Below are 23734 nucleotides of genomic sequence, written 5' to 3'. Positions count from 1 at the left end.
TTAGAGGAATTATAGGTTAATGTTCTGAAGAAATCATTTGAATGATAATGAAGGAGAGCAGCTACAAAAAGATGAATGTAGCTGCTTTTCTTAAAGAAAAAGGTAATGGCCCTTTCAAATCCATCTATAGATTGACCTTAATACAGCGGGCTTCATTCGATCATAAAGAAAGTATAGTAGAGTTACTTTTTCCTGCCAATATAAAGCAAGTGAGAGGAAATACCAAGGATATAAGGGTCTGTTGCCTTCTCGATAATTAAATCAATTAATTTCCTTACTTCTCCTTCTCCTTTTTCTCTCCAGTACTCCCAATGGCCATGATTCAAAACCGTTCCTGCATTGGAACCTATCAGCTCGATGGTTTCAAATCCGTTTGCTTCCATAAAAGGATTGATGTCTTCTATATTAAAATAATACGCGCCAGTAAAACGTCCTTCATCTGCGTGATTAAAGCAGCCTGATTGGGAAAATTGTAAAATGGTATCCATATCATTGTTTGGTTTCCAATTGTCAGGAGATAAGAGCGATGTAAGGATGTGTCTAATTCTAGGCATAAAGGCAACAAAGACCAATCCATCCTTTTTCGTCACTCTTTTTAATTCTTGCATTGCCTTAATACGGTCATTTTCTTCCTGCAGATGGTACATAGGGCCGAGCATCAATGAGGAGTCGAACTGTTCATCTTTAAACAGATAAAGGTCTCTGGCATCTGCAGCATGAAACCCTTCAAATTGTTCGTCTAAATCAAGTTCTTTCGCTTTATCTTTTGCGATTTCAACTAATCTTGGGGTCAAATCGGTCAGTGTTACCTGATAACCAGCTTTGGCAAGTTCCATTGAATATTTCCCCGGTCCTGCACCATTATCAAGTACATTGCCTGTTTGGGGCATATATTTTCTTATATAATGCCAATTCACCTGGAATTCTACTGGTTCACGTTCAAGTCTTCCCCACTCATCGAATTGATTGTAATACTGAATGATCTTACTCATGTTTTTCACCTATATTCCACTTTTTACCTATATATTCGGTGCAACTTGGGTCGAATCCTGCTTACACTATATACAATGATCACGTTTTTTTACTGACCTGCCTTTTTAACCCACTCTTTCCCATGCTCACGAATAAACTTTATATCTTTTTGATAGTGCTCATGGTGCCCTTCATCGATCATTTTTTTAAAAGCAAGGTCACCTTCACCGGCTTTCCTTTTCATGTAGGCACATAATCCTTCCAAGCGCAGCAATACCATCTCCAAATAACCTTCTTCCATTCCCTCCATACCGTAGGATTCAAAGAACAATCTCACTCTTTGTTTTATACGGTCGGCATCATGTGTTGGGTCATAGTGAACAGCTTCACCCGCTTCGGTATGATAGTGCCTGCTTAAAGGAACGCAGGTGTAGAGAGTATAAGCGATGTCCCAAAGTCTCGAACCTGGGGCCGCAACATCAAAATCAATAATACCTACTGGTTTTTCCTGGTTAAAAATAATATTGTAAATGGCAAAATCATTGTGACACACTACCTCTATGTTAGCCGGTGTATTGTCCATGGGTTGCCATTCATCAATAAATGGAAAGTCACTCACAGCATCATGGTAATGCCGGAGCATCTTCGCTATTCCTTGTAAAGCATTATTAGACCACATGTATTCTTTTAAAGGATAATTACCGGCTTCTCCTGCTATAAATGATAATATCTCTCTATCTTTTTCATCTATTCCTAAAAACTTCGGTGCATAATCAAAACCTTTACTTTCTAAATGCTGCAATAACCTATGGATTTTAACACTATCAGACTTCAATTCCCGCCTGACCGTATCTCCCGAACGATATACGTCCGAGACATTCCCTCCTGTTAGCATTTCTTCGTTTTCATTCTGACTCTTCATTTAAATTCCCCCAATTTAGGGACGCTGTGATTGTGTCAATCGAGATGTATTTTTGCCCATAAATAAAAGCAGATATACAAAGGTATCTGCTTGGCAATGGGAATATAATTGTCCACACCATGTATCCCTTGAATGATTTCAGATAGACAAATAAACGCATCCTTAAGGATCAAGGAACGCCGCTGTCTCTATCCAATTAACGAATCATTTCGAGGTATTCCACATGTGTACGATAGATTCCCCTTTCTTTACATCTCTACATTAGATAATAACAAATATTGCTAACTTAGCACAGGAAATGTCGAAGTTTTTCAATAATTATTCTCCGGAAGCGTCGGGGCGGTTCCGGAGCTGCTGCCATAAACCTCAACATGAAATGTGGTTTTGTAGATGAATAACAAATGTACGAGGGACCAAAAGGACCTCAGCATGTTTTACACTTGACTATTTCATTTACACGTGGCTGCCTAAGCTCTCGCATCGTGTTCCTACATGATCACTTCGAAATGAAATATTTCTCCCGAAAAACCGGACTAAGCTCACTCCACACATCAAACTTATTTCCATCTAAATCATAAAAAACAAAATTCCTTCCAGAGTGTCCCCTGTTTTCAATCGTGCCAACCCGAATCCCATTATCTATAAAATCCCCATGCAGTGTTTCTAACGCTTCTAAACCATTCACTTCAAATGTTAACGAGAAGCGTTCTTCCCCATAAACATCTATGAAATTCGCACTTTGATTTTCTTTTGATTTAACAAGGAAAATACTTTGGTTTGCAAGATTCAAGATGGCTTTATCTTCATCTTTATAGCTTAATACTGCATCTAATTTGTGTATGTACCATTCAGATGAAAGATCCACATTCGTTACTGGAAGATAGGTTGTGCCAACCCTTAATAATTTTTCGCTCATTTATACTTCCCTCCCGCGATCAGATATAGTAAACATTCTCTTTTCACATGGGTTTACCCTGCTGAAATTCCCATATTTTTCATAACCGTTTTCTCCCGATCTTGACTGATAGCGTAGATTCTTCTTTATATTCTCCAGATTCACAAGTATCGAGCATGACCTCCCTCACATCACGTTCAAATAGCGAGACGTCACTTCCAAGAAAACGCTTAGAACCATAGGATGTGGAGTACAGGTTCCCTAATAGTGACTCAATCGTCCAAGTGATTTCGTATGTCGGTAAAGTATGAACTTCTAGGTCAAATTGAGAATGGGATATGACTTCTTCATGACTGGTAACGGGATGAGTATAGGTTGAATTTCCAGCCTTTCGATCTTTTCCATACCATTTTTCGATCACTTCATTAAACCTTACTTGCCAAGGCTTCAACGTTTGATTGGGGTTATAATGATCAATGATCGCCACCCCGCCACCAGGAGGAATCATATCAAATAATTCCTCTAATACCTTTGGCCTGTCCATCCAATGAAATGCCTTAGCTATCGTCACGAGAGAAAAATGCTCATGATTCTCAAGGCTGTACTGCTCCAAAGTTCCATTGAACCAATGAATCTCCCCCATCCTTATTTCTTGATGGAGTCGCGTAGCTTCTTCAATCATTTCCGGTTCAACATCTATACCAACTATTTTATGACACCAATCAGAAAACCTCATGGTGAGCTGCCCTGTGCCGCAGCCTAAATCAAGGAGGTTCTGCTCCCCATTTAAAGAGAACGCTTCAACCAGGAATCGTATCAAAGAAGAAGGATACATTGGTCTGTATTTCGAATAATATCCTGCAGAGCCTTTAAATAGGTCTTGTCCGTACTTGTTCAAGTTTGTAATCCTCCCATCGCTCTCTATATGCTTCCAGCGAATCTTAACCATTGCCCTCTTTACTAAAAAGAATCTAAAACTACCTTTCCCCAATACAAAAGGCTCATTGTGAAAAATACAATTACAAACGTAGTTAAAATTTTTGGTAAGCTTTTGTAAAAGTATATTGATGCTAGTCCAATAATTATATGTAGGATAGCAAAAAGGGTAATACTCACCTTTCGTCTCCCCTTACTAAATTAATTAATCTATTCAGTTACTAAATAAAGGTTATTCCTTTATCTTTATCACCATTAATCATATACAGTTTCTTTACTAGGATCTCTCAAGAATTCGAACAGCATGTTGATCTGAGTATCTGTATTTCTCCCGATTGATAGCTCCGGTAAATTCTCTTCTTCAAAAAAATGAACTCCTTTTGTTTCAATTCCACTTCTTTCCTGTCCACCAGTCACCTTGCACTGAATAAATATTTTATAGTAATGGTACGGTTGCGAGGGATGGGGATGCTTGTTCATATCGAGAAGTGCGAGTAATTTTACAGGGGTTACATCATATCCTGATTCTTCTCTTATTTCTTTGACGATGTTTTCACTGGGGGACAGTCCTACATCACAAAATCCACCTGGGAGAGACCATTTATCATCAACTTTCTCTCTTACCATTAGGATTTTGTTATCCTTGAATACGACACCGCGCACATCTACTTTCGGTGTCTGATAACCTGATTCGTTCGTAAATAATTCCCTTATTTTCATCATCTCTAAGTCCGTGTATTCCTGTATGATCTCCGCACTGATCGTTCGTAATTCTTCATATCTCTCAATATCGTAAACATCCTTTGAAAAGGACAGCCCTGATTGAGATAATGCTTGGATCCTTTTTGCCCATTCTAACCATTTATCACTCATCTTACTTGCACCACCTTAACCATAAACTATCGTTGCACCTTACTTCATGCTTCTCATTTCTGACTTACTCAAGAGTTTGAAATTAGGGTTATTTAGTTAAGCTCATTTTGAGCAATGAAAAAATATCAAATTACCAACCTGATCGATATCGAAGAGAAGTAATATGCGCTACATGATGTCGCCCATGCCAAGCGTAGATCCCAATATTGATACCTAACGTGACAATACCTGATTCTGGATGATGGAAAGTTTTCCCTAATTCATCTGATTTCATAGAACGCAACAGACAAACCCATCTACTGTGTAAAGCCTCTATTAGTTTTAATGAAATGTCTATTGGTAACTTCGAATCAGGGAGCTCAGCCCATTTCCCTTCTTCATACAATCTAATGGTGGGATTGTTCTCTGTGAGGGCCAACTTAAAACGAGTGTAGCTATTTAAATGACTGTCGGCAATGTGATGGATTACTTGACGAATGGTCCACCCTTCAGAACGGTAAGGTGTATCTAACTGCTCATCTCTTAAACCCTTCACGGCTTCTGTTAATTGAAGAGGTAATTCTTCAATCTCTATTATCCACTTCTCTAATTCTTCGGTTGTAGGATCACCTTCATAATTAAACTTTCCTATCGGATAACGTAAATCCATTTAAACGACTCCTCCCTATTCAGAGTTGTACCATTTTGATTACATCTCTTTATTGAATTCAATAACTTACGCCTAAGATTTTTGAAGATCTAATGCAGTATACAAGAAGGTGAAAATTGGCTTGGATGTAGAGATAATTATATAGCGAATTTCCCACCATGATAACAATAGTAATTTTCAGCTTTGAGATTTTTAATCTTGGTCAAAGACTGTTCTGCTTGCTCAACATTTAAACAAAAGTGTGGATTAGCAATAACTAATTCATGTTTCTCCGTAACAGATGCATCACCTGTAATGACGCTTTTTAAACTTGGAAAATACAATGAGATATGACCTGAGGTATGTCCCGGTGTCGCTACTACTCTACATTGGTTATCTAAAATCATATCACCATCATGTACCTTTTCATCAATTGAAACATGCTTCAAATTCTTTAATTGCTGAATAAACCATTTACCAAATTCCATTTCTTCTTCTGGCATATTTTCTAACATTTCTTCGGCTTGAAGTAATCTCTCTGACTTCATTTCACCGCTAATGTATTTTGATTCGATTTCACTGGCTATAATCTTTATCCAAGGATACTTTTCTTTGAATTCATATAAGGAACCTATATGATCATCATCATAGTGAGTAATGATGATATTCTTTAAGCGCTTCATTTCAAAGCCATTTTTCAAAATTTCATTTTCGATTAAAGGTAAGAAATTTGAGTACCCTGTATCGACCAACGTTAGTTCATTATTCAATATAATTAAACTGGGATAAATATAATTTTTTTGTCCATTGAATTCAAATTCAATGGGTAGTTCTATTATCTTCATTTTTCTCCCTCCATACTGCTCGATAGTATATTCCTATTCTATAATTTAAATTACAGTTTGGAATCGAATTAATCTACTCGAAGATCAGTGGGATTTTCACTTTGATAGAACTCTATGTTCCAACTTGAATTGGAACGTGTGTATCTATTTCTTTTTGGTCCTTTGTGTAATATGTAGTCATGAAAAACCATAGATCAACTGCCTTATCCTCGGCTATTCGTGGTTTCACCATTAATGTCTCATAATAAACTCTATCATTTCACTAAATGCTTTTTGTGCTGATAATTCATTATAATCAGGAGAGTACGGGTCACTAAATCCGTGTTTTCCATTAAATTTATGTACATCGATATTTTTCATATGCAAGGTTGAGATCAACTCGTCGACATTGAAAGATTGTTCTTCTTGTGGAAAAAATAGCTTTGTAGGACATTTTGGTGTTATTTCTACATAATTTCTAATACGGGAACCATAGTATCCAATTATTCCATTGATGTGTTCTCCCTCACTACACAACCAGGCAATAGTTGCCCCCACACTGAATCCAATGATAAATATTCGTTGATACTCATCTTTAACCTCAGAAATAATATCTTTTATTTTGTATAAAGGATCAGGGAATCCAACGTTTTCCATAAAATGATAATAAGCATCTTTTTCTTCTGAATAATGAAAAGGTGTATTTCGTTCTAAAAAGTTAGGACAAATCACGTCAAACCTTTGTCTTGATAATCGTTCACAAAAGCCCTGCATATGTTGGTTAATTCCATAAATTTCGTGTATGACAATCATTAGAGTATCTGATTGATTATGTATTGAAATCATTTCATTCCTGCTCCGGTGCTTCAAACACCTGACGCAATTCAATCTGACCTTCCCCATGTCCTTGCGGGTCCGGCATTCGCATGGCCCACTCGATGGCTTCTTCCCTCGACTTCACATCGAGGAGGAAAAAACCGGCAACTAGATCATTCGATTCAGTAAATGGACCTTCCGTCACAACCGGCTTTCCTCCTGGTTCTGGATACGAAAGGCGAATCCCATTTGAACTGGGATGAAGCCCTTTAGCCATAACCCGCACGCCTGCCTTCACTAATTCCTCATTGTACTTTGTCATGGCTTCCATGAGCTCAGGGCTTGGAAGATTTCCGGCTTCCGAATTCTTCGATGCTTTGACAATTATCATAAACAGCATAAAGGTTCCTCCTTTTATAAAGGCAATCTGATAAATCTACCCGATATCTATAAAATCGATCCTTTTAAATCTTCTATAAATCGGGGATATCCTCAAGTAGACTGGTTAATGGTTCAATAAAAGGGACCAGAGCAAGCTGCGGAATGGTTCTGACGCACCTAAAGTAATGCAAAATGAAGTAGTTAAATGGGACAATATTGATTAACAATCTCCAAAAGACGCTCTGGTTTTTCTGATGAAACACACTCAGACAATCTTGCCGCAGCTATGATGGGCGCCCATTGAAAAACCTCATCTTTAGACAAACCGCTTCTCTCACAATAAAGACGCATATACATATCAGCCAATTCCACTGAAAACCGGGAATACAAGAGATACGTTCGATATACGTCAGCACGTATATCCCCTGCACTGGAATCAACCCAGTCGATAATGGTGACGTTATGATCTGACATAATTAAGTTGAATAAATGAAAGTCCCCATGACAAAGTTTTTCGTCGAAGGTCATTGAATCCAGTTTTTTAATTAAAGTAGATTTAAGTTGAATATCCAAACCTGGTGCACTTTCTATTTGTCTACTTAATTTTTCAGACATCGGCTCAATAGAATCCGCTTTGATTTTATGTATTTTCATTTGTATATCTACAGAAATGTTCATATAATATTCCGCTTTTTCCATGTTGTCTGTTAGAAAATCCCCTATAGTTCTCCCTTTTATATGCTCCATTATGATTACCTGTTTACCATCTATTTTGGTTACATCAACTATTTTCGGCACAGAGAGTCCACAAGAATACGCATACTTTTGCTTATGAGCTTCATTAGTGGATTCCTTATCTGGTAAAGAGTCATTATAAACTTTGAAGACCTTGTTCTCATAAAGAAATACATTTGCTGTATTTCCGATGGCAATAGGAGTTCCTAAATTCATTGTTTTCACTCCTTTTACTTTTTAAAAGAAATCCACCATCAGCCCAATTCATGAAGCTGGTCTAATCTTACCAGTGTACTTGAAGTTTATTACCATTTGGGTCATAAAAGTGGAAAAAGGCATGACCATTATCTTCTTTTATATCCTCGACCTTTACTTGATGATCCATTAAGTGTTGATGAATTTCAGATAATTCCGGACTTGTAAAGCCAATGCTAAATTCTGGTTCATGATCAATTGTAAAATGTACAAATGTTTCATCTTCAGTAGGAACTAAGATAAGTAAGAAAGGTCCTTCATTTACTTTTATAATCGCATGTTCCTCCGTAATGTTTACTAACTGGAGCCCTAATACATCTTTATACCATTGTGCAGACCGTTCTAAATCTTTTACAGGAATTCTAATATAATGTACTTGTTCAATAAATGATTTACTCATACTCTCCTCTCCTTCATTTATATACTAAGTAACTCTCCAGCTCATCTTTTTGACGTACATGATGACGAAAATGCATTCCGACCAAATCATACCATTCCTTTGCATTCAGCCAGCCGAATCCTCCATGTTCAACTTTATTTTCCGGGTGAATATCATCCACTTTCGTTTCCCAATGATTCAATCGTTGGATTAATTGTTCCATCCTGCTAATGAGTTCTTCCTTGCTGTCTGAATTATTTGGAGGAGAATTCAGTTCATCTGGTAACCTTATTTTGATTGGTGGAAAACCTCCGTTCTCAAATAATTGCTCACCAAACTGGGTTTTCCCAAAGGGCTGTTCCCCATTCGATGCAGCACATTCTTCCATACTATCAAGATACTCATGGGCAACAACCATTAAATGGTCATACATCTGTCCAATGGACCATACCCCTTCTTTCGAAATATACCTTAGCTGTTCTATTGAATAATGGTTAAGGTCACCTTTGAACGTAATAAGCAGTTTAATGTCACTCATATAAATACTTCCTTTCGTTTAATGAAAAATGATTTTTGCCTATTGCTGTATATATTAGTGATGACAGATACCTTTAACACTAATCTTTTTTCTCCTATTTAATAGATAATTGAAGTTCCTTCACAACCAAATTCCCAAACGTTTGGATATCCTCGATATGATCAAAATTCTTATTCTGATAGGTATATAGACTGTTATACATCCTTACGGCAACAGCATTATATCGGGGAATGACAAGGCAGGCACATCCTGACGCCCCAAGAATTTGGTAACTGCCTTCAGGTAAGTCTGTTCCTAATTCATTGTAGTCCCACGACACTTGGTTATCTTTCAGCCACCAGAACAAACCGAACTTAGGTAGATTCTCACCCATTTCACCTGGACTTTGGATGGTGGTAGAAAGGTCAAATACTTCTTCCGGCAAGATTTGTTTTCCATCCATGAATCCTTTATTCAAATGTAAGCTTCCCCATAAAGCCAACTCTCTGCTATTAACATATAAGTTTCTTTCATCCCCAACATTTGACCCAATCCTAATGGAAGGCTGACTATCTGGCGAATGTATGTCACATACTAAAGAGCTTTTTCCCTCGGTCGCCCATTCTGTACTTTTCCAACCCAAAGGTTTAATAACCTTCTCAGGAAGAATTTGGTTAACAGTCTTGCCGGTAGCTTTCCTGACGATCTTAGCTAATAAGTCTGGTCGTTTACCCTCAATGTTGGTTCCTGAATCAAATACCCTCTGGACTGTATCATTCTTAATCTTTAAACCAGTAGATCTGGTTACCAAATGTCTAACTGTAGTCTCGCCTAAGATTTCTTTATCCAATTCTTTAAAATAATCACTGAGCTTATCCTCAAGATCAATGTGTCCTTCAAACACAGCCAATGCAGCCGCTAAACCAACATATGTAACCCTGGTTGAATATACGTTAAATTGTGAGGAGCGATCTATATTCCTAGCTCCCGTTTCAAAATGATGGGTACCAGAATACCACTCGTGTACTATCTCGTTATCCTTTATTATGACTAACGCTGCCCCAGAAGCATGCATCTTATCTTTCGTTTCTTCAGTATAGTTGGTTATATCTTCAAAGGCCGTCTTATTGGAAATTCCATTCAAATTTTTCACCTACTTCTTTTTGTTCGTCTCTTAAATAAGATACTTAAAAAAACAATATATCCTTGTTAATCCATGTCTTTTTCTAATATCTTGCCCTCAAGACCTATAATGGTGGTCGATGCTATTATTTAATTCCAATTATTTCAAATCAATGTTAGAAACTCAATAACTAATCCCCATAAAAAAACTTATCCTATTGCGGATAAGCTTCATCCGTGTATGTCATCTGTTCATATGTATTTGCTCATTTATTGAATAAGAAAAAATCCTGTTGCCAATGACAACAGGATTATGATCAATGTTTATGATAAATGACCGTAATGGGAAAGCTGTTCTTCAGAAATGACTTGTATTCCGTTTCTTTTGAGTAAAGCAGTTGTGACTCCATTTCCAACAATTTTCTTACTTATAAATTCACCATTATAAATCATTGCACTTCCACACGATGGGCTGTACTCTTTCAGAACAACTACATTTGCATGAACTTCTTTGGCCTTTTCTAAAGTAGCATTAGCCCCTTTTAAGTACAGTTCCGTAACGTCTCTTCCTGACTTCTCCACTACTTTAGCTTTCCCATCCAATACATCTTCCCCATGACCACCTACTATTTCAGCAGGTTCTCTGGGGGTTGAAAATCCACCAAGCAATTCCGGGCATACAGGTATTGCCTTCTTCTCTTCTATTAGTTTACTGATCTTATGATTTAAACTATGCGTACCGTTATATCTTACTTCCAATCCTGCTAAACATGAACTCACTAATATCATTGATAACACCTCAATTTAATAGCATCTAATGACATTGTACAACTTACTCCCTGTAATTGAATAACGTATAGCCTTGATTTATTTTTTTAAAATATAATTAACGTATTACTTTATACCCCACAGTCTTCGAACATCCACCAATTCCTTCTCTTTAAATTCCATCCTATAAATATCGGGTTTGGATGTGCTATGTAAAAAATCCAAGTCATACTTACAATCGAAATATCCCATCATCAAGGTCATAACAGCCCCGTGAGATCCTATTACGATATGTTTATCTCTAAAGGTTTCTAATAGTTCTTTTAAAACGTTAATAGCCCTTTTTTCACAGTCAGCATTTGATTCTGCTCCTTCTAAAGCGAAATTTGAATCCCCGAACGACTTCTCCAACAGTGGAACCAATTCCTTATCAGAAACTCGATTATCTTCAGAAGAAAACATCCTCTCTTTTAGACCTTCATATACGATAACTTCTTGCCCTATTTGTTCAGCTATCTTTTCGACAGTTAAGATTGAACGTATATATGGGCTAGAAACAACTGCCTCAATCTTCTCCTCTTTCAATATCTCAGTTACCCTCTTAGCATCCAAATGACCTTTTGGAGTTAACCCCCTTGTTCTTTCATTTCCTTCCTTTGATGACTCACCGTGTCTCACCATATAAACAAACGTACTCATCATGTACTTACCTCCACTAAGGTTCGATTGATAACATTGTTGCAATTTAATGGACTGAATCCTTGGGGTCAGGCAATAAAACTAGACTCTGTTAGAGGTAAATGTTGATATTTGATGCCTCCCTGAATTCTTAGTAAAATTAGTATAAGAACAAATATTCTGGAGGACGTAAGTTTGAGCAAGGCGCTCAGTAACCTTCTAAATCATCAACAAATTACCACACACCAAGAAGGAACAATCAGAAAAACGGAATAAATGTATTAGATAAATGAAATTCCGAGGTGTTTTAAATGTCAAATCAAAAACTATTTACACCCATATATATAGCAGATACCCCTTTTGTAAACGGGCAACTAAAACCAAAGAAAGCCAAGAAATATGATTTCAAAATTCATACCAGCGAGCATTTAAATAATAGTGTTTATCACTATGTTTATAGTAAAGCAGACAAATTGATTCATTGTTTCTATGTTGTTGAGGACTGGCAAGAGCCTGATAGGCTATTATTCATCGAAAATAATGAACTATACGATGAATTCACTAAACAATTTGGAAGTGAAGGTGAAGGGGAACTGGGCGGTATGGATGTCTACTTGGATACCAATTCCTTGAAAGATGTGCCCATTAGATTAACTGAAGCTATCATAGCTGGCACTTATTATGAAGAAACTCCGCTTTGTCATTTGTATGGACAAGGTATGTGGCACGACAATGCTTATGTTGTTGCCAACCGAATCGGTCTGGAAAAACTTCGAGAAGCTATTGATATCGCTTTGAATAATGGGGAATTTAGAACGTGCTCTTCGACATCAGATAATGAAGGATATGATTTATTCATATCTTGTGTTCCAGATAACTTCAATTGGGATTCCATTGATATGCCTTACAACGATACCGACTATTTTGAGAAAACAAAACCTCCAGTAGTAGCTTTTAATAAATATAGGTTAAAATTAAAATAGTTAGATCTCACTTAACGAATGAGAAAATAGTTAAGAAAGATTGGGAAACCTTTATATTTCGGTTTCCCAATCTTTTTTAATTTATCAACATTAACATTTAACACAGCCAATAATTTAAAAACATTCCTACTCTACTGTTCTTCTACGATAAACTTTCAGTGTGATGACATTTAGTATGATCGTAACGATGAGAAGAATTGCTGAAACATAAGCCACGGCATACATGGTGTCCATAAGAGCAGTCCAATCCTCAACCGTTACTTTATAGTAGGTATAAAATATCTGGAAGCATAGTGAAATACCACAAGCACAGATACTGATAGTGGAAAGAACAACCCAATTTTCATTCTGCTTTTTATCCCGGGTTAGATTAAGAATTGGGAGTATCCAGGCAATGAGCCCAAGCAAGAGGCTTCCAAGATTAAGTAAACCAAACATATATACAATCTCCTTTTTCTTATTGTTTATTAGGCGTATAACTCGATGAAATAGTTTCTACAACCGCATGGAAGATATATACAAACCAAACCTACTACCAATTATTTCAAAACTATGCACCATACTCAAGAATTTCCCCTAAAAAATAAGCCTATCCTTGTTTGGATAAGCCCATGGCAAGATGCTCTAGCGGACTAAATCAGCTTTCCAGCAGTAGTCCTCTTTGTTGATATAATTCACTAATTTCTTTTATTTTGAAAGGAACATCTTCAACACTTATAACAGTAGATGCAAATTCTTTTATTGGATGCTGTCCCACACAAACACTGTGCTTTGCGTTTTGAAACAGTTGTAAATCATTTTGGTCATTTCCGAATGCAATAAACTCTCCTGGATGGATGCCTAATTGTCTCATACCCTCTACCTTATGTATTCCTAACGGGCTTATATCCATGAGTTCTTCATCCCCGTGTTCGTATATTTGTACAGATAGCTTCTCGAGTTGTTGTTTGATAGCTTGATCTCTTGTAAATAATACGATTTTGGTGATCTTTAATAATTGAGCCAATGGCTGATTTTCAGCACGCTTATCAGGATCAAGATTACGAAATATAGGATGATGACGATCTCCTGTGTAGCTGTAGTTCCAGTCACTGTCTATCAGATAAGTCAGTTGGTTGGTTTCTATTATATTTTTTATTTGATTTACTGTTTCTGCTGTGAAAGTACGGGTCTTAATCACCCCATTTGCATACGTAAAGGCACCATTCCCACCAACCATCCGATAATGCCGGAAATCTTCAGGCAGAACGGGTAATAAATCACGAATGGGCCTGGCTGAAGCAAATACAATTTCGTGTCCCTGTTGCTTACAAACGTTTAACGCATCACATATCTCTTTGCTTAAGGGTTTTCCTTTAAAACAAATCGTCCCATCTAAATCGAATACAAAAATCATCTTTTTTCACCTCTGGCGTGTTGGCATTATGTCATATAGCTTATTAATCTATCAAAAGAATCAATCTCGCCATATGGTTTGATATCGGTATCATTCTTAATCCTGTTAGGGTTGAACCATATGCCCTTAATATGTGCATGTTGACAGCCGCTAATATCCTTTTCTAAGTCATCTCCTACGAATAAGACATCCTCCGGTTGAACATTCAGCTTACTTAATGCTAAATCAAATATGCGTTTGTCTGGTTTACTCATTCCCACTTCTTCAGAAATAATGATTGTGTCGAAATAATGAGTTAACCCGGAGTTCATTATTTTCGCTTTTTGTCTCTGAGTGAAGCCGTTTGTAATAATCCCAACTTTAAGGTGATGCTTTATAGTATTTACGATAGTAAGAGTATGCTGGTTAATAGAAAAACAACGAGGAAAATGATGATTCCAAAAATCTTGGATGTCATGGCGCGGCAATCTATAATGTGGCGGGAACTTATCAAATAATGATTCCAAAACGTTTATTTTATTATTATCGCCATAGCTTCCTTTGTCGTATTCTTTGAACCTATGCAACATTTCGTCTTTTGCTGGATGTGGAACTCCCTCATAACACTTTTCTAAAATAATCGAAAACATTTTATCTACTGCCAGATCCCTGTTAAGTAAGGTATCATCCAGATCAAATAGGATTGCTTTACAACCTGTCAACTATCTTTACCGCCTTTCTCTCATTAGATAATCCTCACGTTTTCTTACCAATTCTAGAGTGTCTTTTATCAGCCGCACTAAGTATCAATAAAAGAGCAAAAAAATAAACAACACTTCCTATAATCATCTTTGTCCCATTACCTAATGGGAATAAAAATGACATGAAAAATAAACATAATGGACTACATAATATTAAAGATAAACCTATTGTAAATGCTACTTTCTCAGGTAGAGCTTTAATTCCGTCTAACATATTTTTAGTCTTTATACCGAGAAGTGAAAAACGGTTCGTCGAATTTCTTTTCATTTAAGAAACAAACCTGCTAGAAGGTCGGATGAACCAAATGTGCCCTCTGCCTCACTGCCTTCATTCATTCTTCTAAGTTCTAACGGCTCGAACTCGCTGAAGATTTTGGCTAGCGATTCTTTTGTGTATCCCAGTCCACCCATTAACGTACCTTTTTTGTACACTTCTACATCCGATAGCTCTGCTCCACCCAAGCTGCCTCCTACAAGAAAACAAGTGATCCCAAAGTGTCCTTTTTCTTTCAAACCCTTTTGTAGTAATTCAATATAGGTAATCCTTCTATGAGGGGCTAGATGGTGAAAACACCCAGAGTCATAGATGAAGTCGTATTCTCCCTCATGAACCTTCAATTCAAATATATTGTCATGAATGAAATTGATCGAGAGCCCCCTTTCATCTGCACGCTCTTTTGCCCATTCCAGTGAAGTGATCGATAAGTCCACAGCATCGACCTCAAACCCATTTTCAGCTAAGAAGACGGCATTCCTTCCCGCCCCACATCCGAGATCCAACACCTTTCCTGGGGTTATGATTCCTTCCCGGAGGTAGCTCACTAAATTTTCGTCAGGTGAATTCACGAAAATGGGGATTTCCTTATCTCGATTTGCATAGAATTCATCCCAAAATAGGGTTGGATCTCTTAGTAGAGAATCCAGCGTCTTCATTAAACCAGAGTAATTTGTAATGATTTCATTCATCGTAAACTCTCCTATCAATATGTAATACTTACATTATACAAAAGAAAATATCTCCCTTTATTTCTACTATTTTACAATTTGGTTATTTCATAGAAAGAAACTTACCTAAACACACCCCCTGATTTCAATCTTAACCACTATATGAGTCTCATTTTCAGTTTAAAAGACACTTTTAATAGGAGGGTAACCATTATGCACAAGGCATCACACAGAGGCTGTATACCATCATTTGGCAGACACTCAATTAACATCCCCATGCACAATGTTACGTTTATTACATTCATGTAACAAAAAATCACCAAAGCAGTAGAACCCTTCCCGCGCTTCCTACCATTCGTATCCTGTAAGAGGGATTTTAGAAATGGGACCGTGATTTTGTCACAACTCCACATCTAACTATTCAACTTTCCACAATTTCTTATCCATTACTTTAATGACATCGAATTTACACAACGAAGCGAAATTGAATTATTAATATATTTATACCCAACAAGAATCATTAAGAATTCGTCCTATCCGGAGGTTATTTCTCCTGAATAATAGAGAATACGACCTAGTCCACACAAAGTTATTTATAGTATGATTGACTATATAATTACATTTATTAACAAAAGGGGATGATAATAGTGAGAGGATTCCTTCTATGTTCAGTAAAGTATGTGGTGGCGTGTTCACTGGTTCTTTCTGCTGGTGCTGCCGTAGGGATAACGCAGACTTTCGCAGCAGAGAATGACGGTACAAATGTCATAGAAGATGGCGGCGGCCAAGGGGGAGTCACCTGGCAGGAATCATATCGAAAGACTGTAGGCAGCTACACTATCATCGTGTATCGAAGTGGAAATGGCGGGAATCAGTGGAAAGAAGTGACCTATAATAAGTATGGATACATCGTTAAGGTTGTGTATGGCACATATTAAGGGAAAAAGGATGATGGATTCTGGATCCACCATTCTTTTCTTTGAGTGATGCGCCGGGACGGGACTACGATCTCCCATCTTTTTACACTAAGAAATCAAATGTATAGCCAACCGTTACAAAGATGATGAAGAATACAAGGCCTAAGAGTTTAATGACGTACTCTCTTTCAGCTTTATTCATTCTCCATTGAATAAAGACATCGAATCCCAACATTAAGAAAATGACCATCACCCCGACCAGTTCTGCTTTGAAAAACACGACCCATATAAAAAAGACCGTCCAACCGATTCGCATAACCCGAGTGTGAGTTGTACCAAGTCCTTCTAAGCCGGATTTCCTGTTATTTGGGATGTTCCACCATCTCCTGACAATCTTCTCAACGATAAAGTACGTTGCCAAGGAGATGACAATATAAACGATAAAACTGTACATGTGATACACCTCCAAATTTCTCCGTCTGCCCGCTAATGATGCAGAACCTCCTTACATTATTCAACCCGGAGACTTTAACGAAACGACTCCGCCATCTTAATCATGTCTTTCTTGGATAAGGTGACGACAGATCCCCCTGGCATGTACTCCATTTCATATTTAATGGTATCCCCTTCAATCCATATCAGGCGGCTGACCTTCGCCGGACCTTCAGATTCGTAATAGCTTCCTTTGGATTGACCGACTTTCACTTCGTCCTGGGACAAGGTCAGATATTCACTCGGATCAATGGATTGAAACGACAGTCTAATTGTTTGCTTTTCTTTTCCCTTCAAGGTCACCATTTCTATCTTTCCTGAAGAATCCTCACTTGTTTTGGTTGTGACCTCCGTTACTTCAAATGGGGCCTTTGTGAGAAACTTGTATTCTGTGCCAAGGGATTCAGGACGATCTTTGGCCTGATATTGATAAAAAGGGGCACTGGCGTTATTTCCGTCAAAGAGTCCCAATTGTGTTCCACCGAAATAAACGAATAAAGAGAGGCATGCCGCAACGAATAGAAAGGACATCAAAGGAGCCAGGATTGGTTTTTTATTGTAAGTGAACGATTTGGACCTCTTCGAATGAATCTCATTCAAAATGTTTTTCCTCATCTTATTCGTGAAACCATGCCCTTTGAAGGTTTCTTCTTTCATCAGGCCACGGAGTTGTTTAAGCTCATCCATTGTTATACACCTCATTCCGTTTAATCGTTGAACCGAGCAATGCCTTCCCTCTTGTCAATCTGGTCTTCACCGTATTGGTGTTCAAATCCATACAGGCCCCGATCTCGGAAAGCTTCATCTCTTCAAAATAATAAAGAAAGATGACCTCTCTATATTTGATGGGCAGGGATAGAACGTGTTGGATCAGCTCTGAATTCTTTTCCTTCTCGATCACGGTTTGTTCCGGCGCCCCCATCTTTCCTTTGACCATTTCATTGATTTTATTCGATATACTGACCATACGTGTATCCCACCGCCTTAAATAATCTTTGCAATGATTGACGGCCACGCTGATGATCCATGTTTTAAGGGTGGAATCCTCGCGAAAGGTATCCATCTTTTGATAAAACTTGATGAAAATCTCTTGTGTCAGATCTTCCGCCAGGCTATGTTCCTTCACATAGGAATAGACAATGTAATAGACATCATTTCCGTATTCCGTCATGGCTTTCTCAAGTAGTCGATCCTTCTCGGATTTAGAAACATTTCCGGATTTCAAACACTCACCTGCTTTGTATGTATCTTCACTAAATAAGACGTTTCTTAATTAGAAAAAGTTTGGATTATTTCACAATTTGTCATAAAAACACGCCTGACGAGACCCCTCGACAGGCGCAAAAGCTGATTACATGTTCATACTTTTTCCTTCTTGATACCTGTTTGTGATCCCTATGCTTGCGAGGCTTGAGGCAATCAGGAATTGCGCCGAGTAATAGGTTGTCATGATCAGGACATCCGAATAAGGGATGGCTGCAACGAACATATTCCAGGACAGTATGGAGTCCGAGATGACAAACAGGATGCTACCGACAGTTGCCCATAGGTTACCCGTCAAGATGGCAGTCAGGGCCATCAGGGATATGACCAGCATGTAGGAAACGACCGGAAGCACGAGCCCATCATTTCCATCTGTTTGGAGCGCGGTAATCAGCTGGCGGCCGATGAAGAAGGAATACAAGGCAATCGGTAATAAGGCCGCCAGGCGCGCTTTGTTGAAACGGGACATTCTGATAAAGCCCATTAAATAGAAGACGTGCCCGATGAGGAAGGCCCCGAGCCCGGCAACAAATGACAAGACAATAAACCCGTCGCCCAGCATGCAGAAAAAAAGGCCGATGATGATGAGACGCATGGCTGGTGCCGCTTTGGCGGGCAGCTGACGGAATGCGTAAAAAATGATGAGTGCCATGGGGATCAGCTTGAAGACGATTTTTAATGTCAACGGTTCTGAAGGAATAATCCATATGTAGAGGGCAGCCATGATTCCGATTAAGATGGGGAGCATTGATTTTTTCAATGAGATTCACATCCTATTTATGCACTTTGTACTTGTTCCTAAGGCATATATACTCTTTCTGAAGAGGAAATTCCTTCTTTTGAGAGATTTATAGAAAAAGGGCCAAACGAGTAAAGGTCTGGAATCCGCCCTTTTCTACAAGGGGCAGACCTGTAATGATTCCGGTTTGAACGACTTTCAATCCTGATTTGGGATAATGGATCCTTTTTCGGATTTGTTGAACCTGAGTTTGATGTATTGAACCACTTTTTCACATAATTGATCCTTCGTGTCGAAATTTCTTGATAATTGCTCTCTTCACAGTTAAAGGGGATTGAAAATAATAAAGAAGCCGTCAGCCGTCAATGGAAAGTGGATTGCTCACTACGATTGGGCTAAAATTCTTCCTCCTCCTGACTGGATGTGAAAATAAAAAAAGGATGCATCCCCTTAACTGGCTGCATCCCACAATCGTCAATAGTGATGGGTCATTCCCTCAGCGTTTTGAATATGGGGCATAGGAACCTCTCCCCCGACTGAGCTTATCCTTTTCCGCCAAGTTTAATAAGGCATCAAGTTCTTGACTGATGTGTATGGTGATGTGGCTATTTAGACCGTTTTGAATAACGGATTGATTCAACTTCTCTTTCATTTCATCTATAAGCTGATAGATGGAAGGTTGTTGCATGTTCATTTGGATCCTCCAGCTTCCAAGGCTTCGGCTTTACGTGCTCTCCCCTTCTTCCCTCATTTGGTTTGGGATGAATGGGAAACCTATTAGAAATCCATCCTATAGAAGAGAGAAGGGAAGCACAGGCTACCGTCATTTTCGCCTTCTTACTATAATAGTAGTATATAACCATTTATTAGGTTAAGTAAATGTAATCATTTTTAATGTATAATGAAGAAAAACTTAATAGGTTGGAGCGATTCAGTCATATGAATATAGACCAAATCAAGTACGTCCTGGAAGTCACGAAAGAGCGTTCGATCACGAGGGCTGCCAGGAAGCTGCACTTATCTCCGTCGGCTGTCAGCCAGTCCATCACTCAACTTGAACGGGAACTCGGAGTCACGATTTTCAACCGGTCGAGGCAGGGGACGGTTCCGACGCCAGAAGGCAAGAAAATCATCCATACAGGGATCGATATTCTTGGGAAACTCGATGAACTCCAAAATGAACTCTCGGACACCACAGCTCCGGTTTCATTGAAAATCGGGTGTGGGCCAGCATTGACTTATGTGGTCTATGACGCCTTTGTCCTGTTCAATCAGGAATTTCCCCATGTGAACATTGAAATCATTGAAATGGATCAGGACGAAGTATGGGAAGCATTTTCCTGCAAGGAGATCGATCTCGTCTTTTCTCCTTTTACAAGGGAAGAATTACAGAAACAGACCGCTCACGTTCCCATTGGGTTTGAACGATTGTATACGGGTGAGGTATGCGTTTGTGTGAGTAAGCACTCTCCCCTCTATCATCAGAACCTCCTCTACCCAGAAGACATACGGAATGAAAAAATCGTCATCTATAATTCCAAGCGTGCCAAGTCCCTTAATGAGCAATATACCAAGAATAACCCTACGCTTTTCACTTCGAACAATATCGAGGTATTGAAGGCCGCCGTGTTGGATGGAAAAGCAATCTGCATCATTTATGACTTTACCTTTAAGAATCATCCTGATGTCTTGAATGGAAACCTGGCTATCATTCCCTTAAATAAGGAATCGGTTAAAGGGTATGATTTCTGGGTCATGTATCCCGCTAAACAACCGCTCTCCTTGGAAGCTAGGGATTTCCACCACAAGGTCAGGGAATTGATTCACCGATAAAAAACAAACAGCTGCAATCCTTACAAGCAGCTGTTTGCTATTCAATGCGTACTATTCCATCTCTTTCTTGAATTCCTTATTGCTTCTCATCGTATCAATCGGGCGGACAAGCCTCTCGATATCGCCTCTTTTTGATTCTAGGAAAGGCGGGAGGGACAGCTTTTCTCCTAAGGTTTCATAAGGTTCATCTCCCATGAATCCTGGTCCATCCGTGGCAAATTCAAACAATATATAAGGAGAGACCCGAACATATAGGGATTCAAAGAAGAAGCGATCAACATAGCCTGAGGTACGGAAACCCATTCCCTCGATCCGGTCGATCCACTGGTTCAGCTCTTCACGATCCTCTACGCGGAAGGCAACGTGGTGAACGGATCCATACCCTTGCTGGGATTGAGGCATGGACGTATCGTGCTCGACAATGACCTGTCCACCATTCCCCCCTTTGCCCACCTCGAATAAGTGGAACGCACCCTCGCTTCCTACTTCCTTGAACAAGAGAACTTCTTCTAGCATCCCTTTAAAGAAATCAAACTCTCGGATCCGAATGAAAACAGGTCCAAGGCCAGTAATCGCGAACTCAAGAGGAATCGGTCCATCCTGCCACGGAGTGCCGGATGGGACCCCTTCGTTTCCTTCATCTGAAATCAGCTGATACTGCTGATCATCGAAGTCTGTGAAGGAGAGTGTATTCTTGTTGAATTGCACACTGATCCCTGAGTGTTCTATGTTCAGGCGTTCGAATCTCTTCACCCAGTAGTCCAGTGCTGCGTTGCTTGGCACACGGAGCGAAATCTTCGAAATTTCATTTGTTCCATGAGTTCCTTTCGGGGTGTTACGGAAGTCAAAGAACGTGATATCCGTTCCGGCACTTCCCTTATCATCGGCAAAAAAGAGATGATACGTCTGGATGTCATCTTGATTCACCGTTTTTTTCACTAAGCGCATTCCGAGTACATAGGTGAAGAATTCATAAATCTTCTCCGCACTGCTCGTGATGGCGGTGACGTGATGGATTCCTTTTAATTCATTCATAGCTGATTCTCCTTCTCACATTTATTTATTTCACGGTCATGAAAGCATACACGATAAAGAAGCAGGCAAGTTCGATAAAGACCACGGTCTCTTCGACTGGCAGTAAGAAACTCCCTGACCAAAAAACAGCAATCAGGCCCAGCAAAGTGAAGAAATGTTTCATCCCTAAACGTGTGTGTGCATGCCTGTACTTATGAAAAACCGCCGTCGTTCCAATAAAGTATAGGAACGTGGCGCCAAATACCAATGAGACAAACAACCCTTTATTCAGGGAATAGAGAAAGCCCACTTGAATCATGGCAGCGATGACACTCATCGCCATGAAGATGACCAGATGACCGTAAATGATCACTTGTCCCGATGTTTCGCTTTCTTTATCGATCTTCTTCTCCACATTCTCGAAATACTGCCACCACATGGCCATGACGAGGGTAAAGGAAATGAATAAGACAAAAAGTCCTTTTCCTAAATGATCCACTCCGTTGACAATCGCCACAATGCTGACAATGAATTCACCAAACAGGATGATCGTGAGCAGGCCGAACCGCTCCAGTAAATGGGGCGTATTGATCGGGACCTTCTTCAAATGTTTCCGACCGAGTAAAGGAATGACAATGTCAATCGCGATTCCCAAATATAGAACAAAGTATCTGAACCACGAATCAAAAAAGACTGATCCGAGGGAGAACAATCCCCCGATGAGGAACCCGTATCCAAGGTACTGGGCGACGACTTTCCGCGGCCCCGCTTCCACTCGTGCTACAATGAGATACTGGACAGCTGCCACGAAACGGATTCCCAAATATCCAATTAAAAAGGGGAGGAAATATGCATCAAAATCAACCGAGAGACTGGCAGTCATTAAGATGACGAACATCATCTGGAAGATCATCCATAAGCGGTCTTTCACTGTATCTTCCCCGTAGCGGTTGATGTAAAGGGTTTGACCCACCCAAGCCCACCAGATCGGGATAAAGATGAGGACAAATTTGATAAAGTATTCCGGATGGATATGTCCGTCTTCTACGTGAACCAGTGTGTGTGTCACTGTTGCAATCGCCGCTACGAAAATCAAGTCATTAAATAATTCGATCCAATTGACCTTTTTATGTGGCACCTAGTATCCCTTCCCCTTATACAATTCCACAAATTCCGTGAATCCATGAATGAAACTCTGAAGATGAGTAAGGGTTCTTTCGTCCTCGAGTCTCATCGTTTCCTGGTTGATCTTCTTGTGTACTTCCCCCACCAATACTTTCGGAGCACTCATGACATTCACATTCATGGCGACCAGGGTCTGACGCAGCTGCATTTGCGACAACCCGGTCCCGCCGCTTCCTGGAGTGGCACCCGCCACCGCTGCCGGCATTCCATTCAAGACCGCTTGCCTCGGTGGACGAGAAGCCCAGTCCAGCGCATTCTTCAAGCCCCCTGGGACCCCGGAATTATATTCAGGCGTGATGATCAATACGCCGTCCGCTTCTTTCAGCTTTTCCCTAAAGGTGACGACCTCTTCAGGATCTCCTTCTTTTTCCAGATCTTCATTGAATAAAGGCAATTCCCCTATCTCTACAAAAGACATCTCCCATTGGTTGTTTGCTTCCTCTGCTATCACCTGCAGGAGCTTCTTGTTAAATGAATCCTTTCTCAGGCTTCCGCACATGGCGGCGATCTTTATACGTTTATTCAT

The 23734-nt window shown here is 39.3% G+C and carries 30 protein-coding genes; 3 read left to right on the top strand and 27 right to left on the bottom strand.

Features of this window, described 5'->3' with window-relative positions; all coding sequences use genetic code 11:
- Positions 1 to 182: 182 nt before the first annotated feature.
- The 15 genes from AAEM60_RS04980 to AAEM60_RS04910 form a co-directional block, all read right to left on the bottom strand.
- Positions 183 to 992 (bottom strand): class I SAM-dependent methyltransferase, encoded by an 810-nt coding sequence (locus tag AAEM60_RS04980; protein ID WP_341357578.1) that lies wholly within the window; start codon positions 990 to 992, stop codon positions 183 to 185.
- A gap of 89 nt (positions 993 to 1081) precedes the next feature.
- Positions 1082 to 1894 (bottom strand): phosphotransferase, encoded by an 813-nt coding sequence (locus AAEM60_RS04975; RefSeq protein WP_299742552.1) that lies wholly within the window; start codon positions 1892 to 1894, stop codon positions 1082 to 1084.
- Positions 1895 to 2390: 496 nt separating this feature from the next.
- Positions 2391 to 2810: a VOC family protein gene (locus AAEM60_RS04970; RefSeq protein ID WP_341357577.1), complete on the bottom strand. Its 420-nt coding sequence runs from the start codon at positions 2808 to 2810 to the stop codon at positions 2391 to 2393.
- A gap of 79 nt (positions 2811 to 2889) precedes the next feature.
- Positions 2890 to 3687 (bottom strand): class I SAM-dependent methyltransferase, encoded by a 798-nt coding sequence (locus AAEM60_RS04965; RefSeq protein ID WP_341357576.1) that lies wholly within the window; start codon positions 3685 to 3687, stop codon positions 2890 to 2892.
- 293 nt (positions 3688 to 3980) lie between these two features.
- Positions 3981 to 4598, bottom strand: a complete 618-nt coding sequence (locus AAEM60_RS04960) for an NUDIX hydrolase (protein WP_341357575.1) — start codon at positions 4596 to 4598, stop codon at positions 3981 to 3983.
- 130 nt (positions 4599 to 4728) lie between these two features.
- Positions 4729 to 5247 (bottom strand): YfiT family bacillithiol transferase, encoded by a 519-nt coding sequence (locus tag AAEM60_RS04955; RefSeq protein ID WP_341357574.1) that lies wholly within the window; start codon positions 5245 to 5247, stop codon positions 4729 to 4731.
- Between the two features lie 137 nt (positions 5248 to 5384).
- On the bottom strand, positions 5385 to 6071 hold the full coding sequence (locus tag AAEM60_RS04950) for an MBL fold metallo-hydrolase (protein ID WP_341357573.1): 687 nt from the start codon (positions 6069 to 6071) through the stop codon (positions 5385 to 5387).
- Positions 6072 to 6302: 231 nt separating this feature from the next.
- Positions 6303 to 6896, bottom strand: a complete 594-nt coding sequence (locus tag AAEM60_RS04945) for a dienelactone hydrolase family protein (RefSeq protein WP_299742537.1) — start codon at positions 6894 to 6896, stop codon at positions 6303 to 6305.
- 1 nt (position 6897) lies between these two features.
- Positions 6898 to 7266, bottom strand: coding sequence for a YciI family protein (locus AAEM60_RS04940; protein WP_299742534.1), 369 nt, complete (start codon positions 7264 to 7266; stop codon positions 6898 to 6900).
- Positions 7267 to 7448: 182 nt separating this feature from the next.
- Positions 7449 to 8198, bottom strand: a complete 750-nt coding sequence (locus AAEM60_RS04935) for an aminoglycoside phosphotransferase family protein (RefSeq protein WP_341357572.1) — start codon at positions 8196 to 8198, stop codon at positions 7449 to 7451.
- A gap of 67 nt (positions 8199 to 8265) precedes the next feature.
- On the bottom strand, positions 8266 to 8637 hold the full coding sequence (locus tag AAEM60_RS04930; protein ID WP_341357571.1) for a VOC family protein: 372 nt from the start codon (positions 8635 to 8637) through the stop codon (positions 8266 to 8268).
- A gap of 13 nt (positions 8638 to 8650) precedes the next feature.
- Positions 8651 to 9154 (bottom strand): DinB family protein, encoded by a 504-nt coding sequence (locus AAEM60_RS04925; protein ID WP_299742525.1) that lies wholly within the window; start codon positions 9152 to 9154, stop codon positions 8651 to 8653.
- Between the two features lie 94 nt (positions 9155 to 9248).
- Positions 9249 to 10277 (bottom strand): serine hydrolase domain-containing protein, encoded by a 1029-nt coding sequence (locus AAEM60_RS04920; RefSeq protein ID WP_341357570.1) that lies wholly within the window; start codon positions 10275 to 10277, stop codon positions 9249 to 9251.
- 302 nt (positions 10278 to 10579) lie between these two features.
- Positions 10580 to 11044 (bottom strand): DUF523 domain-containing protein, encoded by a 465-nt coding sequence (locus tag AAEM60_RS04915; protein WP_299742519.1) that lies wholly within the window; start codon positions 11042 to 11044, stop codon positions 10580 to 10582.
- A gap of 105 nt (positions 11045 to 11149) precedes the next feature.
- The gene (locus AAEM60_RS04910) at positions 11150 to 11722 is read right to left on the bottom strand and encodes a histidine phosphatase family protein (RefSeq protein WP_341357972.1); all 573 of its coding nucleotides are present in this window, start codon (positions 11720 to 11722) and stop codon (positions 11150 to 11152) included.
- 290 nt (positions 11723 to 12012) lie between these two features.
- Between AAEM60_RS04910 and AAEM60_RS04905 the strand changes: the two genes are divergently transcribed.
- Positions 12013 to 12684 carry a hypothetical protein gene (locus AAEM60_RS04905; RefSeq protein WP_341357569.1) on the top strand — a complete coding sequence of 224 codons (672 nt, stop codon included), beginning with the start codon at positions 12013 to 12015 and terminating at the stop codon, positions 12682 to 12684.
- Between the two features lie 126 nt (positions 12685 to 12810).
- On the opposite strand, the gene AAEM60_RS04900 is transcribed toward AAEM60_RS04905, so the two are convergent.
- From AAEM60_RS04900 to AAEM60_RS04885, 4 genes are all read right to left on the bottom strand, one after another.
- Positions 12811 to 13122 (bottom strand): hypothetical protein, encoded by a 312-nt coding sequence (locus AAEM60_RS04900; protein WP_341357568.1) that lies wholly within the window; start codon positions 13120 to 13122, stop codon positions 12811 to 12813.
- 199 nt (positions 13123 to 13321) lie between these two features.
- Positions 13322 to 14080 carry an HAD-IIB family hydrolase gene (locus tag AAEM60_RS04895; protein ID WP_341357567.1) on the bottom strand — a complete coding sequence of 253 codons (759 nt, stop codon included), beginning with the start codon at positions 14078 to 14080 and terminating at the stop codon, positions 13322 to 13324.
- Positions 14081 to 14106: 26 nt separating this feature from the next.
- Positions 14107 to 14763 carry an HAD-IA family hydrolase gene (locus AAEM60_RS04890; protein ID WP_341357971.1) on the bottom strand — a complete coding sequence of 219 codons (657 nt, stop codon included), beginning with the start codon at positions 14761 to 14763 and terminating at the stop codon, positions 14107 to 14109.
- A 321-nt stretch (positions 14764 to 15084) separates the two neighbouring features.
- Positions 15085 to 15786, bottom strand: a complete 702-nt coding sequence (locus tag AAEM60_RS04885) for a class I SAM-dependent methyltransferase (RefSeq protein ID WP_341357566.1) — start codon at positions 15784 to 15786, stop codon at positions 15085 to 15087.
- 626 nt (positions 15787 to 16412) lie between these two features.
- On the opposite strand from AAEM60_RS04885, the gene AAEM60_RS04880 reads away from it, so the two are divergent.
- The gene (locus tag AAEM60_RS04880) at positions 16413 to 16703 is read left to right on the top strand and encodes a hypothetical protein (RefSeq protein WP_341357565.1); all 291 of its coding nucleotides are present in this window, start codon (positions 16413 to 16415) and stop codon (positions 16701 to 16703) included.
- Positions 16704 to 16785: 82 nt separating this feature from the next.
- On the opposite strand, the gene AAEM60_RS04875 is transcribed toward AAEM60_RS04880, so the two are convergent.
- The 5 genes from AAEM60_RS04875 to AAEM60_RS04855 all read right to left on the bottom strand — a co-directional run bounded on the left by AAEM60_RS04875 (position 16786) and on the right by AAEM60_RS04855 (position 19870).
- Positions 16786 to 17136, bottom strand: a complete 351-nt coding sequence (locus tag AAEM60_RS04875; protein ID WP_341357564.1) for a DUF4181 domain-containing protein — start codon at positions 17134 to 17136, stop codon at positions 16786 to 16788.
- Positions 17137 to 17210: 74 nt separating this feature from the next.
- Complete coding sequence (locus AAEM60_RS04870) at positions 17211 to 17861, bottom strand: hypothetical protein (RefSeq protein WP_341357563.1); 651 nt, start codon at positions 17859 to 17861, stop codon at positions 17211 to 17213.
- Positions 17854 to 18399: a sigma-70 family RNA polymerase sigma factor gene (locus AAEM60_RS04865; protein ID WP_299742496.1), complete on the bottom strand. Its 546-nt coding sequence runs from the start codon at positions 18397 to 18399 to the stop codon at positions 17854 to 17856. The genes AAEM60_RS04870 and AAEM60_RS04865 overlap by 8 nt, the downstream gene beginning before the upstream one ends.
- 126 nt (positions 18400 to 18525) lie before the next feature.
- Positions 18526 to 19197: a lysoplasmalogenase gene (locus AAEM60_RS04860; protein ID WP_341357562.1), complete on the bottom strand. Its 672-nt coding sequence runs from the start codon at positions 19195 to 19197 to the stop codon at positions 18526 to 18528.
- Positions 19198 to 19672: 475 nt separating this feature from the next.
- Positions 19673 to 19870, bottom strand: a complete 198-nt coding sequence (locus AAEM60_RS04855; RefSeq protein ID WP_341357561.1) for an aspartyl-phosphate phosphatase Spo0E family protein — start codon at positions 19868 to 19870, stop codon at positions 19673 to 19675.
- 245 nt (positions 19871 to 20115) lie between these two features.
- Here AAEM60_RS04855 and AAEM60_RS04850 point away from each other — a divergent pair, with 245 nt between their 5' ends.
- Positions 20116 to 21009, top strand: a complete 894-nt coding sequence (locus AAEM60_RS04850; protein WP_299742491.1) for a LysR family transcriptional regulator — start codon at positions 20116 to 20118, stop codon at positions 21007 to 21009.
- A gap of 51 nt (positions 21010 to 21060) precedes the next feature.
- Here the strand turns inward: AAEM60_RS04850 and AAEM60_RS04845 are convergent, their stop codons facing one another.
- The 3 genes from AAEM60_RS04845 to AAEM60_RS04835 are packed head-to-tail and all read right to left on the bottom strand — an operon-like array spanning position 21061 to position 23734.
- Positions 21061 to 22044 carry a ring-cleaving dioxygenase gene (locus tag AAEM60_RS04845; protein WP_341357560.1) on the bottom strand — a complete coding sequence of 328 codons (984 nt, stop codon included), beginning with the start codon at positions 22042 to 22044 and terminating at the stop codon, positions 21061 to 21063.
- A 25-nt stretch (positions 22045 to 22069) separates the two neighbouring features.
- The gene (locus tag AAEM60_RS04840; protein ID WP_341357559.1) at positions 22070 to 23161 is read right to left on the bottom strand and encodes a low temperature requirement protein A; all 1092 of its coding nucleotides are present in this window, start codon (positions 23159 to 23161) and stop codon (positions 22070 to 22072) included.
- Positions 23162 to 23734 carry an NADPH-dependent FMN reductase gene (locus AAEM60_RS04835; RefSeq protein WP_341357558.1) on the bottom strand — a complete coding sequence of 191 codons (573 nt, stop codon included), beginning with the start codon at positions 23732 to 23734 and terminating at the stop codon, positions 23162 to 23164.

It is taken from the genome of Rossellomorea sp. y25, assembly GCF_038049935.1.
In the GTDB taxonomy this organism is placed as follows: domain Bacteria; phylum Bacillota; class Bacilli; order Bacillales; family Bacillaceae_B; genus Rossellomorea.
Note: the sequence above shows the minus strand (reverse complement) of the source record. Positions and strands in the feature narration are given on the sequence as shown.

Excerpts from the sequence above, each read along its gene's own strand:
- AAEM60_RS04980 (WP_341357578.1), bottom strand. The coding sequence starts at position 992 with ATGAGTAAGATCATTCAGTATTACAATCAATTCGATGAGTGGGGAAGA.
- AAEM60_RS04975 (WP_299742552.1), bottom strand. The coding sequence starts at position 1,894 with ATGAAGAGTCAGAATGAAAACGAAGAAATGCTAACAGGAGGGAATGTC.
- AAEM60_RS04970 (WP_341357577.1), bottom strand. The coding sequence starts at position 2,810 with ATGAGCGAAAAATTATTAAGGGTTGGCACAACCTATCTTCCAGTAACG.
- AAEM60_RS04960 (WP_341357575.1), bottom strand. The coding sequence starts at position 4,598 with ATGAGTGATAAATGGTTAGAATGGGCAAAAAGGATCCAAGCATTATCT.
- AAEM60_RS04955 (WP_341357574.1), bottom strand. The coding sequence starts at position 5,247 with ATGGATTTACGTTATCCGATAGGAAAGTTTAATTATGAAGGTGATCCT.
- AAEM60_RS04950 (WP_341357573.1), bottom strand. The coding sequence starts at position 6,071 with ATGAAGATAATAGAACTACCCATTGAATTTGAATTCAATGGACAAAAA.
- AAEM60_RS04945 (WP_299742537.1), bottom strand. The coding sequence starts at position 6,896 with ATGATTTCAATACATAATCAATCAGATACTCTAATGATTGTCATACAC.
- AAEM60_RS04940 (WP_299742534.1), bottom strand. The coding sequence starts at position 7,266 with ATGCTGTTTATGATAATTGTCAAAGCATCGAAGAATTCGGAAGCCGGA.
- AAEM60_RS04935 (WP_341357572.1), bottom strand. The coding sequence starts at position 8,198 with ATGAATTTAGGAACTCCTATTGCCATCGGAAATACAGCAAATGTATTT.
- AAEM60_RS04930 (WP_341357571.1), bottom strand. The coding sequence starts at position 8,637 with ATGAGTAAATCATTTATTGAACAAGTACATTATATTAGAATTCCTGTA.
- AAEM60_RS04925 (WP_299742525.1), bottom strand. The coding sequence starts at position 9,154 with ATGAGTGACATTAAACTGCTTATTACGTTCAAAGGTGACCTTAACCAT.
- AAEM60_RS04915 (WP_299742519.1), bottom strand. The coding sequence starts at position 11,044 with ATGATATTAGTGAGTTCATGTTTAGCAGGATTGGAAGTAAGATATAAC.
- AAEM60_RS04910 (WP_341357972.1), bottom strand. The coding sequence starts at position 11,722 with ATGAGTACGTTTGTTTATATGGTGAGACACGGTGAGTCATCAAAGGAA.
- AAEM60_RS04905 (WP_341357569.1), top strand. The coding sequence starts at position 12,013 with ATGTCAAATCAAAAACTATTTACACCCATATATATAGCAGATACCCCT.
- AAEM60_RS04900 (WP_341357568.1), bottom strand. The coding sequence starts at position 13,122 with ATGTTTGGTTTACTTAATCTTGGAAGCCTCTTGCTTGGGCTCATTGCC.
- AAEM60_RS04895 (WP_341357567.1), bottom strand. The coding sequence starts at position 14,080 with ATGATTTTTGTATTCGATTTAGATGGGACGATTTGTTTTAAAGGAAAA.
- AAEM60_RS04885 (WP_341357566.1), bottom strand. The coding sequence starts at position 15,786 with ATGAATGAAATCATTACAAATTACTCTGGTTTAATGAAGACGCTGGAT.
- AAEM60_RS04875 (WP_341357564.1), bottom strand. The coding sequence starts at position 17,136 with ATGTACAGTTTTATCGTTTATATTGTCATCTCCTTGGCAACGTACTTT.
- AAEM60_RS04870 (WP_341357563.1), bottom strand. The coding sequence starts at position 17,861 with ATGGATGAGCTTAAACAACTCCGTGGCCTGATGAAAGAAGAAACCTTC.
- AAEM60_RS04855 (WP_341357561.1), bottom strand. The coding sequence starts at position 19,870 with ATGAACATGCAACAACCTTCCATCTATCAGCTTATAGATGAAATGAAA.
- AAEM60_RS04850 (WP_299742491.1), top strand. The coding sequence starts at position 20,116 with ATGAATATAGACCAAATCAAGTACGTCCTGGAAGTCACGAAAGAGCGT.
- AAEM60_RS04845 (WP_341357560.1), bottom strand. The coding sequence starts at position 22,044 with ATGAATGAATTAAAAGGAATCCATCACGTCACCGCCATCACGAGCAGT.
- AAEM60_RS04835 (WP_341357558.1), bottom strand. The coding sequence starts at position 23,734 with ATGAATAAACGTATAAAGATCGCCGCCATGTGCGGAAGCCTGAGAAAG.